This window comes from Pseudomonas sp. CCNWLW23 (assembly GCF_037095675.1).
Classification (GTDB): domain Bacteria; phylum Pseudomonadota; class Gammaproteobacteria; order Pseudomonadales; family Pseudomonadaceae; genus Aquipseudomonas; species Aquipseudomonas atacamensis.
Map to the genome: position 1 here is coordinate 101,199 of NZ_JBAWKM010000021.1, position 18,598 is coordinate 119,796.

The 18,598-nt window shown below is 59.9% G+C and carries 14 protein-coding genes; 7 read left to right on the forward strand and 7 right to left on the reverse strand.

Going from position 1 to position 18,598, the window contains the following annotated elements; all coding sequences use genetic code 11:
- Nucleotides 1-112: 112 nt before the first annotated feature.
- The 4 genes from V8J63_RS22945 to V8J63_RS22960 form a co-directional block, all read right to left on the reverse strand.
- Nucleotides 113-490, reverse strand: coding sequence for a hypothetical protein (locus V8J63_RS22945; RefSeq protein WP_125925668.1), 378 nt, complete (start codon nt 488-490; stop codon nt 113-115).
- Nucleotides 478-933: a hypothetical protein gene (locus tag V8J63_RS22950; protein ID WP_125925667.1), complete on the reverse strand. Its 456-nt coding sequence runs from the start codon at nt 931-933 to the stop codon at nt 478-480. The genes V8J63_RS22945 and V8J63_RS22950 overlap by 13 nt, the downstream gene beginning before the upstream one ends.
- A gap of 301 nt (nt 934-1,234) precedes the next feature.
- Nucleotides 1,235-3,646, reverse strand: coding sequence for a glucose/quinate/shikimate family membrane-bound PQQ-dependent dehydrogenase (locus V8J63_RS22955; RefSeq protein ID WP_073473247.1), 2,412 nt, complete (start codon nt 3,644-3,646; stop codon nt 1,235-1,237).
- A gap of 217 nt (nt 3,647-3,863) precedes the next feature.
- Nucleotides 3,864-5,225, reverse strand: coding sequence for a carbohydrate porin (locus V8J63_RS22960; RefSeq protein ID WP_130927015.1), 1,362 nt, complete (start codon nt 5,223-5,225; stop codon nt 3,864-3,866).
- 299 nt (nt 5,226-5,524) lie between these two features.
- Here V8J63_RS22960 and V8J63_RS22965 point away from each other — a divergent pair, with 299 nt between their 5' ends.
- Nucleotides 5,525-5,755, forward strand: coding sequence for a VF530 family DNA-binding protein (locus tag V8J63_RS22965; protein ID WP_016773359.1), 231 nt, complete (start codon nt 5,525-5,527; stop codon nt 5,753-5,755).
- Between the two features lies 1 nt (nt 5,756).
- Nucleotides 5,757-6,395, forward strand: coding sequence for a Pr6Pr family membrane protein (locus tag V8J63_RS22970; protein WP_130927016.1), 639 nt, complete (start codon nt 5,757-5,759; stop codon nt 6,393-6,395).
- 120 nt (nt 6,396-6,515) lie between these two features.
- On the opposite strand, the gene V8J63_RS22975 is transcribed toward V8J63_RS22970, so the two are convergent.
- Together V8J63_RS22975 and V8J63_RS22980 are read right to left on the reverse strand one after the other, a co-directional pair.
- Nucleotides 6,516-7,301 carry a siderophore-interacting protein gene (locus V8J63_RS22975; protein WP_130927017.1) on the reverse strand — a complete coding sequence of 262 codons (786 nt, stop codon included), beginning with the start codon at nt 7,299-7,301 and terminating at the stop codon, nt 6,516-6,518.
- Nucleotides 7,298-7,873, reverse strand: coding sequence for a PadR family transcriptional regulator (locus tag V8J63_RS22980; protein WP_016773362.1), 576 nt, complete (start codon nt 7,871-7,873; stop codon nt 7,298-7,300). Before V8J63_RS22980 ends, V8J63_RS22975 begins: the two co-directional genes overlap by 4 nt.
- 495 nt (nt 7,874-8,368) lie before the next feature.
- Here V8J63_RS22980 and V8J63_RS22985 point away from each other — a divergent pair, with 495 nt between their 5' ends.
- The 5 genes from V8J63_RS22985 (at nt 8,369) to V8J63_RS23005 (ending at nt 14,183) form a co-directional block, all read left to right on the forward strand.
- The gene (locus tag V8J63_RS22985) at nt 8,369-8,860 is read left to right on the forward strand and encodes a CS1 type fimbrial major subunit (RefSeq protein ID WP_125925662.1); all 492 of its coding nucleotides are present in this window, start codon (nt 8,369-8,371) and stop codon (nt 8,858-8,860) included.
- Between the two features lie 111 nt (nt 8,861-8,971).
- On the forward strand, nt 8,972-11,494 hold the full coding sequence (locus V8J63_RS22990) for a CS1-pili formation C-terminal domain-containing protein (protein WP_336464665.1): 2,523 nt from the start codon (nt 8,972-8,974) through the stop codon (nt 11,492-11,494).
- A 119-nt stretch (nt 11,495-11,613) separates the two neighbouring features.
- Nucleotides 11,614-12,357: a molecular chaperone gene (locus tag V8J63_RS22995; protein ID WP_122611907.1), complete on the forward strand. Its 744-nt coding sequence runs from the start codon at nt 11,614-11,616 to the stop codon at nt 12,355-12,357.
- A gap of 33 nt (nt 12,358-12,390) precedes the next feature.
- Nucleotides 12,391-12,891 (forward strand): CS1 type fimbrial major subunit, encoded by a 501-nt coding sequence (locus V8J63_RS23000; RefSeq protein WP_073473236.1) that lies wholly within the window; start codon nt 12,391-12,393, stop codon nt 12,889-12,891.
- Nucleotides 12,892-12,938: 47 nt separating this feature from the next.
- Complete coding sequence (locus V8J63_RS23005; RefSeq protein WP_136492774.1) at nt 12,939-14,183, forward strand: hypothetical protein; 1,245 nt, start codon at nt 12,939-12,941, stop codon at nt 14,181-14,183.
- 144 nt (nt 14,184-14,327) lie between these two features.
- On the opposite strand, the gene V8J63_RS23010 is transcribed toward V8J63_RS23005, so the two are convergent.
- Nucleotides 14,328-17,471, reverse strand: coding sequence for a transglycosylase domain-containing protein (locus tag V8J63_RS23010; RefSeq protein ID WP_336464666.1), 3,144 nt, complete (start codon nt 17,469-17,471; stop codon nt 14,328-14,330).
- Nucleotides 17,472-18,598 lie beyond the last annotated feature (1,127 nt).

Sequence of the window (18,598 nt, forward strand, 5' to 3'; positions counted from 1 at the left end):
TAATGATCCAGTCGCCGGCGACATAGACATTCTCGGGAGCTTTGACCTGCGTATGTAGTAGATATCCTGCAGCCTCGATGTATTGCAACCCGTGGCAGACGTCAGTCCTCTATCAATACGCTCCGCTCGGAGTGTTCCTCGTGCCTGAGGTGTATTGGCAACTGACGATCCTTGACTCGTTGTATCGATACAAGGCAGCCAGTCTGGATTTTTCGCAAACATCCATGACCTGCTCAAATTGCTCGGCAGTTGCCTCGACGCGCCACTGTAGCGTTTGGCCTGTCTGACAATTGGATGCGCCAGGCGTGATGTTCATGGATTTCAATTCATTGAGCGCTGCACTACAGTCTTTTGCCTGCTCTGCGTTATTGTCAGCCTGCGCAGGGATCCAGGCACTGAGTGCGAACATGGCAGCCGGCAGGGCGATACGCAGTTTCGAATAAAGGCTCATACAGAAGGTCCCCACAACCAGCGTTGTCAGATCGGCCACGTCAGTCCCTGAACCACAAAGAATCCATTGCAGGTGAGTTCCCGCGTGTCATTCGTGTGCTGTGCTTTGCCGGAAAATTTGTAATCTTTGAGGTCGTATCGGTACACCAAGTTACTGATTTGGGTTACCGCGATAATTGAAGAAGTTGTCGTTTCAAATTCATAGGGACGAGGATCGGCTCGATCTATGACAATCGTTTCTGAATAGCGCAAAGGGGAAGGATCCTGCGGGTAGCGAAGCGAGATGGAGATGATTCGCGCGCCCGACAAGCCGTCGTTGTGGCGAAAAGAAAAGTCGTATCCCCCTAATGCGTTGATGGAAATGGATGTGCTTGAAGTGCTGTAGCTGGTCAAGTCCAGATAATTACCGCTGATGGTGCCTTTGACATCAGTTTCAATAGAGCCGAACGCGAAGACGGCGTTGGGTACGTTTGGGTTTGCCATGAGAGCTGCCTCTGTATGATCCGAATAATGAAGAGGCAAGTCTGGGTAAAAGCGTGAACGCTGTGAACTGTAATACCTGACAGTTTTTTATTCTTGTTCGCGATAGTTATTCAGGCACAGCGCATTTTCCGAACGCTACCGACCCGCCTGTCGGAAAACTCCGGCGCATTGATCAGCGCCTGCAGGACGAACCTGTTCACAACCGCTTCCACAGGTTTATTCATTGCCTGCCAGGTTGCGCTCACAAAAAAAGGCGATGTCCCTCACGGAACATCGCCTTTTCATTACCGCCAGCTAACGCTTATTCCGGCAGCTTGTACGCAATGATGTAGTCACCCATCTTGGTGCCCAGCGAGCCGTGACCGCCAACAACGAGCAGCACGTATTGCTTGCCGTCCTTGCCGGTGTAGGTCATCGGAGTCGCTTGGCCGCCTGCTGGCAGGCGCGATTTCCACAGCTCTTTACCGGTATTCACGTCATAGGCGCGCAGGTACTGGTCGAGGGTGCCGCTGAGGAAGCCGACGCCGCCGGCGGTAACCATCGAGCCGCCCATGCTCGGTACGCCGAGGGTGAAGCCGATCGGGATTGGCGAGCTGTCGCGGCTGGTGCCGTTCTTGCGTTTCCACACGACTTTGCCGGTGGTCAGGTCGATACCGGCGACGTAGCCCCAGGCCGGGGCCTGGCACGGTACGCCCAGTGGCGACATGAACGGGTGCATGATCACCGCGTATGGCGCGCCGGTGTTCGGCTGCACGCCCGAGGTTTCGCTCTCGCGCTTGCTGCCGGCTTCGACTTGCTCGCGTGGGACCATTTTCGAGACGAAGGCCATGTAGTTCGGGCTGGTGAACAGCAGCTGGCGAACCGGATCGACCGAGACGCCGCCCCAGTTGAACACGCCGACGTTACCCGGATAGATCAGGCTGCCCTGTTCCGATGGCGGGGTGTATTGGCCTTCGTAACGCAGTTCCTTGAATTGGATACGGCACAGCATCTGGTCGAACGGGCTGGCGCCCCACATGGCTTTTTCGGTCAGTTCCGGGGCCAGCAGGTTGAGGTCCGAACGGGCCTGGGTCGGTGCGGTGTGGTCGCCTTTGACAGCGCCTTGCGGTACCGGGATTTCCTTGATCGGAATGATCGGCGTGCCGTCACGACGGTCGAGGACGTACAGGCTGCCCTGTTTGGTCGGGGCGATCAGCGCAGGTTTCACGCCGTCGGCGGTTTTCATGTCGAGCAGGGTAGGCTGGCTGCCGACGTCCATATCCCACAGGTCATGGTGGGTGAACTGGTAGTTCCAGCGCACTTTACCGGTGGCCAGGTCCAGGGCAACGAGGCCGGCGCTGAATTTCTCGGCGCCCGGGGTGCGGTTGCCGCCCCATTGGTCCGGGGTCTGGTTGCCCAGTGGCAGGTAGACCATGCCGAGTTTTTCATCGACGCTGGCCAGCGACCACATGTTCGCCGAGTTGCGGCTGTAGGTTTCGCCCGGGGCCAGAGGCTCAGTGGCGTCCGGCTTGTCGCTGTCCCAGTTCCACACCAGGTGACCGTCGCGCACGTCGAAGGCGCGGATCACGCCCGATGGCTCATTGGTCGATTCGTTGTCGGTAACGTGACCGCCCATGATCACCAGATCACGGGTAATCGCCGCTGGCGAGGTGGAGTAATAGCCACCAGCGGTGAACGGGCCGATGCCTTGGGTCAGGTCGACCACGCCGTTGGTGCCGAAGCCTTCGCAGATCTTGCCGGTGTCGGCGTTCAACGCAATCAGGCGGGCATCAGCGGTTGGCAGGTACAGACGACGCGGGCAGGCCTGAGCAACGGCCTGGCCGGCTTCGGAGATGACAGCGGAACCGGCGTTTTCAGACTTGGCATAGGCGGCTTCGTCGTAATACGAAACGCCACGGCAAGTCATGTGGGCGAAGCCCTTGAAGCCGACCGGGCTCTTGATCTGTGGATCGAAGCGCCAGATTTCCTTGCCGGTGTCCGGGTCCAGCGCCAGCACTTTGCTGTGCGCGGTGCAGGCGTAGACCATGCCGTTGGCTTTGAGCGGGGTGTTTTCGTTGGTCAGCTCGACCGGGTCATCGGCAGTTGGCAGGTCGCCGGTCTGGATGCGCCAGGCTTCCTGCAACTTACCGACGTTTTCCGGGGTGATCTGCTTGAGCGGCGAGTAGCGGTCACCGAACTCGGTGCGACCGTACGCTTGCCAGTCGCCATCCGGCATGGCCGGTGCGGTGCTGGTCATGTCCGCGCTGTCGCGGCCCAGTTCGCCGAAGGTTTCGCCCGGGTGGGTGAAGAGGCTGGCCAGAGCGGTAACGCCGGCCAGGATCACAGCGACGGTCAGGCCGCCAGTGCCGATTTTCGCCGGGCCGTTGAGCAGCAGCGGACGACGGAACCATGGCAGCAGCATCACGAAGCCGAGGACAAACCACAGCGCCAGACGCGGCACCAGTTGCCACCAGTCCAGACCGACTTCCCACAATGCCCACACCGTGCTGGCAAACAGCACGATGGCGTACAGGCCCAGCGCCGCGCGGCGGCGCATCAGCAGCAGAATGCCGCTCAGGGCGATGCCGATACCGGCCAGCAGATAGTAAAGCGAGCCGCCGAGCATGCTCAGCTTGACTCCCCCGGCCAGCATGGCCAGGCCCATCAGTAGAAGCAGGATGCCGAGCAGGCCCGGTAGCAGACGGCCCCGACTCGAAGCACTTTCGGTGCTCATAGTGTGATTCTCCGTGACGTTTATGTAGTCCCGCGCTGTAGTCACTTTAGATGACGATTTGGCGCAGGCATGGTTCAGATAAAAACTTGTTCGGCTAACGAAATGCATTCCTGTGGGAGCGAGCCTGCTCGCGAAAGCGGTGTATCAGGCAACGCTGCAGCGACTGACAGGCCGCCTTCGCGAGCAGGCTCGCTCCCACAGGGGGTAGCGGTGATCTTTAGAACGACGACTGGATCTTGATCCCGCCGATCAGGGCGTCGTCGACGTCGTTCACGCCACCGGGGTGGCGGATGTATTGCAGGTTCGGGCGTACGGTCAGCCAGTTGGTCACGTGCACGCCGTAATACAGCTCGGCGCTGTATTCGGTGTCCTGCGGTGGCAGGAACGCCGGATTGTCGTAGTCGTAGACAGCATTGGCGCGGTTAGTCATTTCGGCGTTCTTGCGATAGGCCGGGTTGACGTGCACACGAGCGAGGGCAAAACCGATGTCGTCCTTGGCGCGGGCATCGAACGGACCTTTGTAGGTCAGGCCGGCCTGCACGTAGTTGTCGATGGCGTTGGTTTTCTTGTCATGCATCGTCGCGTTGGCGAACAGGCTCAAACCGCGCGAGTGGTCGCTGGCGATGCTGGTGACCTGCTGCTGCACGCCCAGCCATACGCCGTGCTTGCTCGACGCGCTGCGGTAGGCTTCGCCGCTCAGCGCTGCCGGTTGGTCATTGCGGTCTTTATATACGTCAGAAGCCTTGGCATTGCTGTAGTAGTAACCGGCGCGGTATTCGCCCGGCAGGCCGTTGAGCTTCGGCGTCCACACCAGTTCGACCGGCAGGATCGCGCCCTGGGTGCCGCTGCCGCTGAGTTTGAAACCGTTGCCGCGATCGAGGTTCGACGGGTTCTGCTCGTAGGCGCCGATCTGCGCATACAGCTCGGGCGTCAGGTGATATTTGACCCGCAGCGCCCACTGGCTGACCGGCCAGTTGTACCAGATGCCGCCGACCCAGTTGCCGACCTGCGAGCCGCAGAAAGCGAGGTTCTGGAAGTCACAAGGGAAGCTGTTGAAGTCTTCGCCTTCGCCGAAGCGGCCGACCTTGATGTCGAGTTTCTGATCGAAGAATTTCTGCTGGTACCACATCTGCGTCAGGCGCGTGGTCTGGCCACGGCCCCAGACTTCCTGGGCGGAAGTGAAGCCGCCAACGCGTGGATCGTTGATGCGGTCGTTGCTGATGTTGTTGCCGCTGCGTTTGGTGATGGTCAGTTGAAATTCGGCGTCGTTCCAACCGAGGATCTTCTGCAGATCCAGATGGGTGCCGAGGCCGAACTGGTCGCTGTAGCGGGCAGTGCGGTCGTGGTCGTAACCGCCGTGCAGGTTGCTGCCCATTTCGCCGGTGTAATCGAGTTTGAAGTCGTAGCCTTTTTCCGCAAGTTCTGTGCGCGTGCCGTTCCAGTCACCGAGCATGTACGGTGATTCACTGTCGAAGGCCGGCGCCGCGTGGGCACAGGTCGCCAAGCCAAGGGCGGTGCAGCCGCCAAGGGTGCGCAGGACAGAGATAGCGCTGTCTCGGGAGAAGGAAAAGTCAGGCATGAAGAAGTCTTTTTTTGATGTTTTTCGAGTGCAGGCCGAGCGCTTCAGATTGTCGCAGGCAGTGAAGCGTTTCAGCGGAAGGGCGGCAGGATAATGATCTGTAACAAATTGAGAAAGCGCTTTTGCAGACATGCAGCGTTTCGGATTCGGTAACAGTGCGGCAAACGGGCGCATTGTGAGTCGGGCCACAGCCTGCGATCTTCCCGGGTTGGCCTACATTTGAAGACAGGCCTTCCACCCGCTCTGCCCCTCGGCTAAGGTGCGCGGCTTCTGCATATCACTTCGCCCAAAGGCCCGGCATGAACGAACAATCCCCCGATCCGCTGCACGGCGTGACCCTCGAACAGATCCTCAACGCACTGGTGACTCACTACGAGTGGTCGGGTCTGGCCGAGCGTATCGATATCCGTTGCTTCAAAAGCGATCCGAGCATCAAATCGAGCCTGACCTTCCTGCGTAAAACCCCGTGGGCGCGGGAAAAGGTCGAGCGCCTGTACGTGAAGCTGATGCGCACCAAGCGACCGCTCTAAGATGGACAGCGCGAGGCGCCGACGCCTGATCACCGGCCTGGCCGTGCTGGGCTGGGCCGGATTGACGATTCAGCTGTACCTGATCTTCTTCGCACGATTGAGCATCGGCGCCAGCCTGCTGGGCGGGCTGGTGAGTTTCTTCAGCTACTTCACCATATTGACCAACACCCTGGTGGCGACGGTGCTGACCTGCGCGGTCGCCGAGCGCGAATCCGCCGCGCGGCGCTGGTTTCTGCAACCGTGGGTCAGCAGCGGGATCGCGGTGAGCATCGCCGTCGTCGGTCTGGCCTACAGCATCCTGCTGCGGCACTTGTGGCACCCCGAAGGCTGGCAGTTTGTTGCCGATGAGTTGCTCCACGACGTCATGCCATTGCTGTTTCTTGGCTATTGGTGGTGCTGCGTCCCCAAAGGCACGTTGCGCTTGTGGCACTTGCCGCTGTGGCTGATCTATCCGCTGGTGTATTTCATCTACGCCTTGCTGCGCGGGCATCTGCTTGGCGCCTATGCGTATCCGTTCATTGATGTGGCGGTGTTGGGATATCCACAGGTGCTGGCGAATGCCGGGGGGATATTGGTGGGGTTTGTGTTGGTGGGTCTGCTGATTATCGGTCTCGACCGCAGATTGTCCGCACGAAGTTGATATCCAGTGTGGGAGCGAGCTTGCTCGCGAATGCGGTGTATCAGTTTGCATGGATGTTGACTGACACACCGCTTTCGCGAGCAAGCTCGTTCCCACAGGGGAATTGTGGTCAGAGGAAAATCACTCCTCGTCAGAGCCTTCCGCGCGCCAGTAGCCGACAGCCTTGATGAACTGTTCATCGAGCCCATGCTCATCGATCAGCACCCGGCGGATCTGCCGTGAGACCTTGGTCTCGGTCGCCACCCACGCGTACAGATTGCCCTTGGGCACCTGTAATTGCTTGACGGTAGCCAGCAGGTTGTCCTTGCCACCTTCACGCAGCACCCAGATCACATTGAACTGCGCCGCGCTTTCCAGCACTTGCTGCTCGGCACCGTTTTCCACTTCGATCACCACGAGTGCCCGGCGATTTGCCGCCAGACCTTCGAGGCGGCGGGCGATGGCGGGGAGGGCGGTTTCGTCGCCGATCAGCAGGTAGCTGTCAAAGATGTCCGGCACGATCATCGAACCGCGTGGCCCGCCGATATGCAGGAACTGCCCCGGTTGCGCCTGCTCGGCCCAGGTCGAGGCAGGGCCGTCGCCGTGCAGGACGAAATCGATGTCCAGCTCCATTTTTTCCAGATCGTAACGACGCGGCGTGTAGTCGCGCATCTCGGGCATCGGCCCGTTGTCCTTGCCGGCGCCGAGTTGCAGGGTTTCCAGCGCGGCGGCCTGTTCGGCGTTCTGCGGGAACAGCAGTTTGACGTGATCGTCCGTGCCCAGGCTGATGAACCCGGCCAGTTCCGGCCCGCCGAGGGTGATGCGGCGCATGCGCGGGGTCAGGTCGGTGACGCGCAGCACTTCAAGCTTGCGCCGTTTGATTTCGTGCATCACGCGGTGAATGGTTTGAGTATCGACTGCAGTCATTCGGCTTTCTCCGTGGCAGGTTGAACGGCAGGGCCGTCGACGATGGCTTTGGCGGTGTCGTTGAGCAGGTCGCGCACGCGCAGGATTTCCTCGGCGCTCCAGCGCCCGTGGTGCAGTTGCAGGGCATGACGCAGGTTGTGCACCGCTTCGTGGATTTCCGGCGGGCGATCATGGCCGCGCAGCGAGCGCTTGCTGACGTCGATGCGCATGCGGACGCCGTCGAGCGCCACCGCTTGTTCACTTAAAGACAAACGACCGGCGTCGGTGACGCTGTAACGCTTTTTGCCGGCCTCGGCATCACCGGCGATCAGGTCGCTTTCTTCCAGAAAGGTCAGGGTCGGGTAGATCACCCCGGGGCTGGGGCTGTAGGCGCCGTCGAACATGCCTTCGATCTGGCGGATCAGGTCGTAACCGTGGCAGGGCTGCTCGGCGATCAGCGCCAGCAACAGCAATTTCAAGTCGCCGGGGGCAAAGACTCGCGGGCCGCGGCCGCCGCGTTCGCGACCGGGGCGCTTCTCGAAGCCGTCGCGGCCATCGCCATGCTCGCGGTGGGGGGAATGATGGTCTCTCATTTCGCTTCTCTCTCGTCGTATTTAGATACAACTTAAGATATATCTTAAGCGCTGTGCAAGACGTTTTTAGCCTCTGGCGCCGCTCGACGGACGAGCGGTCGGCGTGAAAAAAGCCACAAAACTCTTCCCGATCAAAAAATAAAAAGGGGTGACCTTAAAGTTAAAGTTATCGCTCTAGTTGTGCTTGAGTATATATTCTAATTTCTCGCAAGTTGCCGCGTTAAAGCGGTTAAGTTGCTGTATGGTTTTTTGCCTGTAACTGTGTGTAGGGCGCAACTTACAGCGAATGTTGCAAGTATCTGTTTTTTGTTCTTTTTTCTGGCGGGGTGTGGGGTTGTTTAACTACGAGTTTGTCGGAAGTTGCCTGCTTACATTCCAGAGGCAACAGTCGATGATGCCCGGCATTGAAAGTTCAAGTTGCTTCAGCGGTCGACGAGCAAAAGGTTATGAACTTTCAATGACACCCCCTTATATAAAGCAAACAGGTACTGAACGATGTTCAAGAAATTCGCAATCGCTGCTCCACTGGCTCTTCTGGCAATGTCCTCCACTGCCTTCGCTGCGGGCGAGGCGTCGCACTCCATCAGTCTTGTCGCCACAGTGCCAACCACCAGCTTCTTTGTGGTGCCGGTCGACCCTGATCTGGTCAACAAGGACCAGGACATGAGCTACAACCCTGCCACTGGCAAGATGACCGAGGTCAAAGGTTACTTCGACGTACGTAACACTGACGGCTCCGTTCACGCCAGCCTCAATGGCATCCCTATGCTGCAATCGGGTGTCGATCAGATTGCCCTGGACGTTGAATTCAACGGCAAGATTCTTACCCAAGTGCCACAAATGGTTGTGGGTGAAGATGAATCCGACAGTAGCTACCGCGCATTGCTGAAAATCGCTCCGCGTGCCAGCTCCACATACGCGCCGGGTGATTACACCGGAACTATTGCAATGGTTTTCGATGCGGTACCTCCGGTCGGTTCGCGCTGATCGCATGATCGCCTGCTAGACGCCCACCTTCACCGTGGGTTTGACCGGCGGGGCAAACATCCGTGTTTGCCCCGACGGACTTTCATTGTCTGAAAATCAGAGTACGAGTTCATGTTCCCGATGACACCCATCGCGGCTGCGCTTGCGCTGTTGTTCTGTGCCAGCGCAGTCATGGCTTCCGACGCCACCGGTACCACGCCACGCAGTTTGCTGGCGCAGGCCAAAGGCTTGCCGGCGGATTTCGAGGAGCATTTTTTCGATGTACCGCTGGCGGTGCGGGTCGAAGTCGATCAGCAGCCGCTGGGCGAAGCCATGGTGGTGCTGTCGCGAGATGACCGCATCACGCTTCTCGAATTCACCGATACCAGCGAAAACCGCTTTGGCCCGGCCGAGCGGGAAAAGTGGGCGAGCTACCTCAAACCCGGTGTGCCTCTGGGCGCGTGCCGCGGTTCGTGTCCCGATCAGTTTCTGGCGGTGCACTACAACCTGCAAAGTTCGCTGGTTTCGATCCTCACTGAAAATGCCGAGCGCGATGTTCAGGCCAAGCGTTATTACGAGCAACCCGACGGCGGCAGTCGTGGCCTGATGGTGCGCAATCAACTCAATCTCAATGGCGGCCAGGATCAGGATCTGGGTGGGCGCTTCGGCCTGGAAGCCAGTTCCAGTCTGGGCAACTGGAGCCAGACCCTCAACCTGCAAATGGCCCGGCTCGGCGGTCCTGATACCAAGCTGTATCACGCCGTGCATGAACTGCACACCCAGCGCGAACTGCAAGGCAGTTTCTTTCGCCTGGGCTATTTCACCCCCAATTCCGAAGGGCTGATGCGTCAGCCGCGCACGTTCGGCACCAGCCCCGACACCGCTGTAGGCCTCATGTATGGCAGCTCCGACAGCCTGGCGATCAACACGCCGATGCCGAGCGTGTATCCGATCTACGTGACCGCCAATCGTCAGGGGGCGGTGGAAATCTGGCGCAATGGTTTGCTGATCAACACGCAATCGGTGCCCGCCGGTCTGCAGTCGCTCGATACGCGGCCGCTGCCGGGTGGCATTTACGAAGTGGAGGTTCGCCTGATCGAGGACGGCCAGATCACCTCCACCACTCAGGAACTGGTCTACAAGCCGAGCAACTGGCGCAACCTCGATGAGCGCTGGCGCTACAACCTATTTGCCGGCGAAGAAAGCAAACTGTTGAGTAATTGGGACAAGCAAAGCAGTGGCAGCCCGACCGCCGGTGCATCGCTCAACTATCTGTTGCATCCGCGGGTGATTCTCGGCGCCTCGGCGCGGCAGATTCGCGAAAAGCTGCAGTACGGCACATCCATCGACTGGACGCTGGCCAACCACCTCAGCCTGTATGCCAATGTCTACAAGACCGAGGATTACGGCACCGGTCTGGATCTGCAAAGCCTTTACAACTACGGCGCGGGCAGTCTGGTGATCAGCCACAACCGCAGCTGGCTCGACACCACCAACACCTACGAAACGCTGCCCGACGGCACACGCGTTCGTCCGCGTAACGTGTTCGTCGGCCAGACCAGCAATTCATCGCTGGCGCTCAATCATCGGGTGAGCAGCAAGAGTTCGGTCAATGCCCGGGTGTCGCACAGCGAAGGCAATGTCGAAGGCATAGGCCTGGATCTGGGCTGGACCCAGCGCACTGTGCTGCTGGGCAGTGATGCCAGTTGGCGCCTGTCGGTCTTTGATCGCCCGGGCAGTTTCAGCAGCGGCGATGCGCGCAATCGCGGGATCGATCTGAGCATCAATCTGGCGCTCGGCGCGCCCGGTCAACAGCTCACCGGCAGCATCGGCTCACGCACCGCCCGTGATGGCAAACGTGACAACAACGCCTCGCTCGGCTGGCGCAAGGATTTCAAGGATCACGTGCTGCAAAGCGTCTCGGTCACGGCGCTCACCGATACCTACGGCCTCGGCATGTCGAGCCTGGCCAATTTCCGCACCGATGCGGTCAACGGCGATGGCTTTATTCAACGCTCGTCCTACAACGGCAATTTCACCGGCGGCCTCAACCTCGACAGCACGCTGGTGGTCGGTGGCGAGCAGATGCTCATGACCAATCACAGCGAAGTGCGCGGCGCCGGAATGATTGTCGATGTCGAATCGGACATCGACGACATCGTCCTGCGCGCGGACGACTATAGCGGGAGCAGCGCTGCCTTGAAGCCGGGGCGCAATTTCATCCCGATAACGGCCTATCAGAACAGCTCCGTGAGCTTCGACTTCGAGGGCAATAACGTGCCCGCAGCGACCATCGAGCCGGCGCGCACTCGCTATCACCTGAACAAGGGCGGGGTGGAGTACCGCAAGATCCGTGTGATGAAAACCCTGACAGTGCTCGGTCGCCTGATCGATGAAGCAGGGCAGCCGCTCAAGGGCCATCATGTGATCAACCATGCCAGCCGTGGCGTCACCGAGGTCGACGGGTTCTTTTCAATGGAGATGAACGCCGGTTCGCCGACCCTCGAAATCCGTCGCGATAATCGCTTGCTGTGTCAGTTCCGCCTCGATGCCAACCAGTACCGCAGTGAAAACAACGTCCTGATGATAGGCGATCTGCGCTGCACGCCAGACACCGTGGCCGACGTCGGTGTCACCGCGCAGAAGGCGGGCTGAACCGATGACCAAGTCCACATTTGGGCGACACGCGCACCAGCAATATCAGCGCTATCCGGGAAGCCGACGTATGAACGTGCACGCCGGCGCCTTGTTCCTTTTTTCATGGAGTTGAAGTGATGAACCGTGGTTTTTTGCTGGGCGTGCTCAGCGTGTTTTGCCTGACGGCGCAGGCCGGGCCGCAGATCAATGTCGGTACGGTGTACGACTATATGGATGGCGACAAGAGCACCTATCTGAAACGGGTGTTCAACAGCGGGGATGCCACCGCGTTCGTCAAGGTAAACGTTCTGGAGATTGTCTACGACGCCGACGGCACGCCGAAGGAAATCCCGGTTGAGAACGCTGCCGACGGCGCTTCGCGCAACGGCCTGATGGCCAGCCCGGCGCGGCTGATCGTCCCGGCCGAGGGCATGCAGGGCACCCGCTTGCTGTACATGGGTGAACGCGATCGCGAGCGTTACTTCCGCGTGCGCTTCGTGCCGGTGGTGCCGGAAAAGGAAGACGAGTTCGCTGTCAGCCAGGAAGAACGGGAAGACTACAAAAAGGCACTGACGGCCGGGGTCAACGTGATGACCGGTTTCGGCACGGTGTTCTTCGTACGGCCCAGGGAAACCCGGTTTGCCACGACGATCAATGAAACCGACAGCCGCTACGAACTGCGCAATGACGGCAACACCGTGGTGATTGTCGACGAGTTCAGAGACTGCTCGTTGAGCGACGAAACCGACTGCGGTGTGACCACCAAACACCATGTGCTGGCGGGCAAGACGTTCGCTTTCGACAAGGAGAAGGGCCGTGGGTACCGCTTCTTCCTGATCGAAGGCAGCGAGAAGAAGAACCTGACGGTCAGCAGCCGCTAGGTCTGCTTTTCATTGACGCAACGGGTAACCAACATGATCAAGCAATGCTCCGTCGTCGCGCTGATAGCCGCGGCGGCCCTGGCCAGCGATGCGGCCTGGGCGGCTCGGGAAGCACACACGTTCGAAGTGACAGTGGAAGTGCCAAACCGTTCGTTCTACATCATTCCCGCGGTGCCGGACTGGATTCACCGACCGCAGCGGCTCGACTGGAATCACTCGACCTCAAGCCTGAGCAGTGTGCGCAAGTACTTTGATGTGCGTCATGACACCAGTGCGATTGAAGCGCGGCTGGAATCCGCACCCTACCTTTCGAACGGTCGGCCGGCAGACGATATCAGTCTGCGCGTGACCTTTAACAAGGTGGAGCTGAGCGCCGAGATGGCGCCGCGCGAGGTGGTGTCGCAGGCCGAGGCCGCTGCGGGGACACGGGTGCTGTTGCAGATCGACCCGATCAGCCCGGAGGGCGGCTACCGCCCCGGGGATTACGCCGGCAACGTGCTGTTGCTGTTCAGTGCCCGAGCGCCTGGCGAGTGAGATGGCTCGCGCAATGCTGGTATCGAAGTATTTTCTGGAGACCACCCATGATTTTTTCTAGCGCCCCGGGCATCCGCCCATGGATCGGATTGCTGTTGACGTTGTTCAGCGCTGCGGCAGTGGCCGAAGTGCACAACATTGATGCCACCTTCGAGCCGGACTTTGCCAATCCGCAAAAAAATCAGTTCAAGAATCAGACCCCATCCCAGGGTTTCTGCCGTCAGGTACCGGCAACGTGCGAGTCTTTGGGGCTGTTCAGCCTGATCGCGCAAATTCCGTTCGCCGCCAATGCACCGATTCAGGCCAACCACGCCGATCCGCGCCAGGGTGGCATGGCCAAAGTGCCGTCCGACTGGAGGACTGTTTCGGTGACCAACGCTGCCGGTGATAGCCACGTTGTCGAGGTGAGAATCGCCGGTGTTGGTCACGAGGCGGGCTTCCCGTTGTCGGTCGTCGAGCTGACCGGAGGCGGCTGGTGGGATGACTTGTGGGAGGGCGGCGGCTGGGTCTACGCTCCGCCACCGTGTCTGAGTGTCGGTACCCATACAGCGGGATATCATGGTTACAACAGCTTCTGGAGAGTTCCGGAAGGGGCGGGGGCCTGCGCCAAGAAAGCTCAGTTCGATATACCGCTTGGCATGAGCTATCAATATTTCGTCTTTGCCTACGAACTGCGCACGCCGGATCCGCTGAAAATGGACGCTGGCGACTACACCGGTGCCATTACCTACACCGTCGGTCCGAACATGGATTTCGACATGGGCGATGTGATGATCCCGAACGACTCGATTCTGACCCTCAATTTCAATCTGAGGGTTACGCACACCATGAAGGTCGATATTCCTCCCGGCGGCAACCGCGTGGCGCTGCAACCGGTGGGCGGTTGGCAGTCGTGGCTGAACGAGGGCCGCAAGCCGACCCGGCTGATGCGTGACCAGACGTTCAATATCTCGGCCTCGAGCCGCTTCAAGATGAACATCGAGTGCCAGTACTTCTTCGTCAACGACTGCTTGATACGGGAATCGGGCACCGGCCATGCGGTACCACTGGAAGTCAGCGTCAGCCTGCCCAACGGGCTGACCGATGGCGCCGGACAAGCGGTCAATCGCCGGCGATTGCTGCGCGATGGCACGGGCACCGAGTTGTTTCAGCCGAGCTTTTATCTGGACCGCAAGGTGGGCACGCTGCATTTCGAAGTGGCCCGCGATGCGGTGGAAAGAATGATCAGGGAAGGGGAAGCGCGCACCTATTCGGGCAATGTCACGGTGATCTGGGATTCAGAGGTAGGTTAAGCGCGATTCCGGTCAAGCAGCCCATGCGAGTCTGGCTGCGTTCAGACGCTTGATCGGGCCCCAGCGTCTTGCGCGGCTGCACGGGGCCAGCCTGGCAGAACTCCTCGCGGTCTTTGCGACAGAAGCAAGAGCAGTAATGCGCTGTCATCCGGACAGGATTGCCAACTGCGCCGGCCCGGTGGTAACCACGGGTGGATTTTCCGCCGGACGACATTGCGAGTCACTGCCCGGTTGCAGATACGGCGTGAGAATCGGCGCCATGCCCTTGAGCACCTGCGTGGGCAGGGCCGAGGTGAACTTGAAGTTCTCCGCCGAGCGCCCCGGGACGAATGCGGTAAGCGTGCCGAAATGGTGATCGCCAATGTAGAACACGAAGGTCGCCGTGCGGTTGATCGACTTCGAACTGATGATCCGCCCGCCGGAGCCGATCGCCGCAATGCGGTTGTCACCGGTGCCGGTCTTGCCGCCCATGGCCAGCGGCGTGCCGTCGGGCAATTTGAAACTGCCCGACAACCGTTTGGCGGTGCCGGCATCGACCACTTGCGACAACGCCTCGCGCATGGCTCTGGCCACTTCCACCGGCATCACGCGTTTACCCACGTGCGGGTCGTTGACCAGTCTGGTTTCGTACGGCGTGTCGGCGGCGAAATGCAGGCTGTCGATGCGCAACGTCGGCATGCGCACGCCGTCATTGAGAATGGTGCCGATCAGCTCGGCGAGCGCGGCGGGACGGTCGCCGGAACTGCCGATGGCGGTGGCCAGTGACGGCACCAAGTGATCGAACGGGTAGCCGACTTTTTGCCAGCGCTGATGAATGTCGAGGAACGCTTCGATCTCGAGCATGGTGCGAATGCGGCTGTCGCGCGCGCCTTTGTGCCGGCTCTTGAACAGCCAGCTGTAGACTTCCTGGCGCTCGAAATGGCTGGCCTTGACGATCTCGCTGAAGGTCGCTTCCGGGTGATGCAACAGATAACCCATCATCCACAGATCCAGCGGATGCACCTTGGCGATGAAGCCCTGATCAGGCAAATCGTAACTGCCGGGCCCATAGGCATCGTAGAGGCGGATCAGGCGGTCATCGGTGAGTTTCTCCTTGAGTTTGGCGCCTTTGAGGTGGGCGCGAACAAAGCTGTTGAAGTCTTCCTGGCTGGCCTCCGGCAACAGATAACGGTGCACCGCCGCCATGCGAATCGGCGTCGGGCGGATGCTGTCGAGGAAAGTTTCCAGGCGCGCCTGGGTGTCCTTGTTCTTGTACTTCTTCCAGAACTTGAGCAGGAATGAGGTGCCTTCGCGGTCGGCGAAACTGGCCAGGTATTCCTGGCGGCGGGGGTCGCGGTCATCCTTGAGCAATTCGCCGTTGGGGCCTGAGTAGGTGGTGTAACGGACGATGTCGCGCATCAGCCGAATGAACGGCAGGTTGATCGACTCGCGCAGCGAATCGCGCAGGGTCGGCAGGCGACCGTTGTCCTCTTTGCGGAAGTTGTTGAATCTGTGCAGGCCGCCGCCGGTGAAAAACGCTTCGCCGGGGCTGGCCGAGTATTTGCGATCCAGCGCGGCGCCGAGCAGCTTCGACAGATCGTGATCCTTGTTCTGGATCAGGTAGTCGATGACCCAGCGGCTGAGGCGATCCTGATCCGGCACCTCGACTTTTTTCAATTCCGGCCCGCTCATCGCGCCGTATTTGTCGTGCAGCTCGGCGACGATTTGCAGGTACGTGGTCAGCACACGCATTTTCGCCGTGGAGCCGAGTTCGAGCTTGCTGCCTTCGTTGATGTCGAACGGCTGATCGGTGCTGTCGGTCTGCACGCGCACGCGCGAGCCGTCCGGGGTCAGTTCGAAGAGGGTGAAGCTGTAGCGCACTTGCGTGGTGCTGGTCGGCGTCAGCAGGCGTTCGCCGAGCAGGCCGATTTCCGCGGCATAGGCCGGGTCGGCAAGTTTTTTCAGATAAGCCGTGGCCTGGGTTTGCAGATCGCCCTGCAGGGTGCTGGTGGCCGATAGGTCGAGACGATCGAGGTCGTAAAGCGGCCGGTTGAGCATGCTCGCCAGGCGGCTGCGGGCAACACTGATGCCCTTGTTAGTTTCAATCGGCTGCATCGTTGGCTGGGTCTGCCAGTCGCGGTATGACACGGTGCTTGCCAGCGCGGCGTCGGCCAGAGCGCTGTCGATCACGCCGTTCTGCTTGAGCAGGCGCAGGTGGCTGTCGGTGAGGCTGGCCAATTCCTCGCGGCCCTTGGTCAGGTAATGCGAAGGACGGCGCTGGGCGATCATCAGCGAGAGCATTTCGCGCAGGGCCAGGCCTTTGGCGGCCATGGTCTGCGGATCGGTCTTCGGGCTGTTCAGTTGCTCGTTGGCCTTGTTGAAATCACTGCCGTACCAGACTCGCAAACCTTCGGCCATGCCGTGCACTTCACCGTGGCCGGGTACCGCCGAGAGCGGCACGCTGTTGAGATAGTCGCGCACGATGTTCTGCCGCGAACCGAGGGTCTGCGGGCCATCCTGATAGGCGCGCACGCTGGCGGAAATCATCTGGCGGATCTTCTCCGCGCCCGACACGGTCAGGCCATCGGGCGAGTGGCGATACTTTTCCAGTTGCGTTGCCAGGGTACTGCCGCCGGCCGATTGCCCGGGCAGGCGCAGCAGTTTCGCCACTTGCGACCACGCGGCCATGCCGAAGCGCGGCCAGTCCACGGCCGGGTTGGCCAGCGGTTGTTTCGGATCGAGGAGAAAGCGGTTTTCGATGAACAGCAGGCTGCTGACCACCACCGGCGGAATCGCCGCGAAGTCGGCATACAGTTGCTGCGGATAGTTGTATCGATACAGCGGCGCGCCTCGGCAATCGGTGATCGACAGCCCGGCCTGAATTTTTTCCGAATACGGCACGAACAGGCCTTTGTCGGTGTAACCGAGCAGGGCGGGGGAGAAGCGCGTTTGCTCGGTGATCACGTAATTGCGCTTGAGCAGGCGTGGCAGGAATTCGTCCAGGGAGCTGTAACCCAGGCGCAGATCGAATGGGCCGTTGCCCGGATAACGAATCGCTTCGCTGGGGCCGGGTTCAAGTTTGTAGGTCAGCGAGGCGGCGTACTGGCTCAGCTCCCGCGCCTGAAAGCGCGAGGTGCGCATTTCCTTGGACGCAGCGAGTCCCACCACCACCGCAATGATCAAAAACAGCAACCAGAAAGCCTTCCACCCGTGCCGGTTGCGACGGGGTTTTTCAGGGACAGGCGCTTCATTCACACTTTCAGTCTGAACCACGGTTTTACTCGAATCGGTTTGCCACAAAGCGCCCATAGTCGACTGATCCATTCACGCAGATTGATCGGACTTGTCTGAAGCTTAGACGGTGGTTGAAGCCGTTGAAAAAAATGTGAAGAGCGGAGCCGGCGCTTTGTCTGAATAAAACTGGAACAAACACTGTGGCGAGGGGATTCATCCCCGCTGGGCTGCAAAGCAGCCCCAAAACCTGCCAACACGGTTTCTACAGGCACACCGCGTGTAAGAAAGTTGCGCCTGCTGCGCAGCCGAGCGGGGACTCCCTGTGGCGAGGGGATTCATCCCCGCTGGGCTGCGAAGCAGCCCCAAAACCTGCCACCACAGTTTCTACAGGCACACCGCATGTGAGCAAATTGCGCCTGCTGCGCAGCCGAGCGGGGATAAATCCCCTCACCACAAAGATACTGTTCACATCCCGGGATGTTGTCTGTGTTGAGGAAAGGATTCCTGTGGCTAGCAGATTTATCAGTCTTGCAGGGATTCCCTGTGGCGAGGGGATTCATCCCCGCTGGGCTGCAAAGCAGCCCCAAAACCTGCCTCCACAGTTTCTACAGGCACACCGCATGTCAGCAAGTCGCGACTGCTGCGCAGCCGAGCGGGGACTCCCTGTGGCGAGGGGATTCATCCCCGTTGGGCCGTGAAGCAGCCCCAAAACCTGCCAACACGGTTTCTACAGGCACACCGCGTGTGAGCAAATGGCGACTGCTGCGCAGCCGAGCGGGGATAAATCCCCTCACCACAAAGATACTGTTCACATCCCGGGATGTTGTCTGTGTTGAGGAAAGGATTCCTGTGGCTAGCAGATTTATCAGTCATGCAGGGATTCCCTGTGGTGAGGGGATTTATCCCCGCTGGGCTGCAAAGCAGCCCCAAAACCTGTCACCACAGTTTCTACAGGCCCACCGCATGTGAGGAAGTTGCGACTGCTGCGCAGCCGAGCGGGGACTCTCTGTGGCGAGGGGATTCATCCCCGCTGGGCTGCAAAGCAGCCCCAAAACCTGCCACCACAGTTTCTACAGGCACACCGCATGTGAGCAAATGACGACTGCTGCGCAGCCGAGCGGGGACTCCCTGTGGCGAGGGGATTCATCCCCGCTGGGCTGCAAAGCAGCCCCAAAACCTGCCACCACAGTTTCTACAGGCCC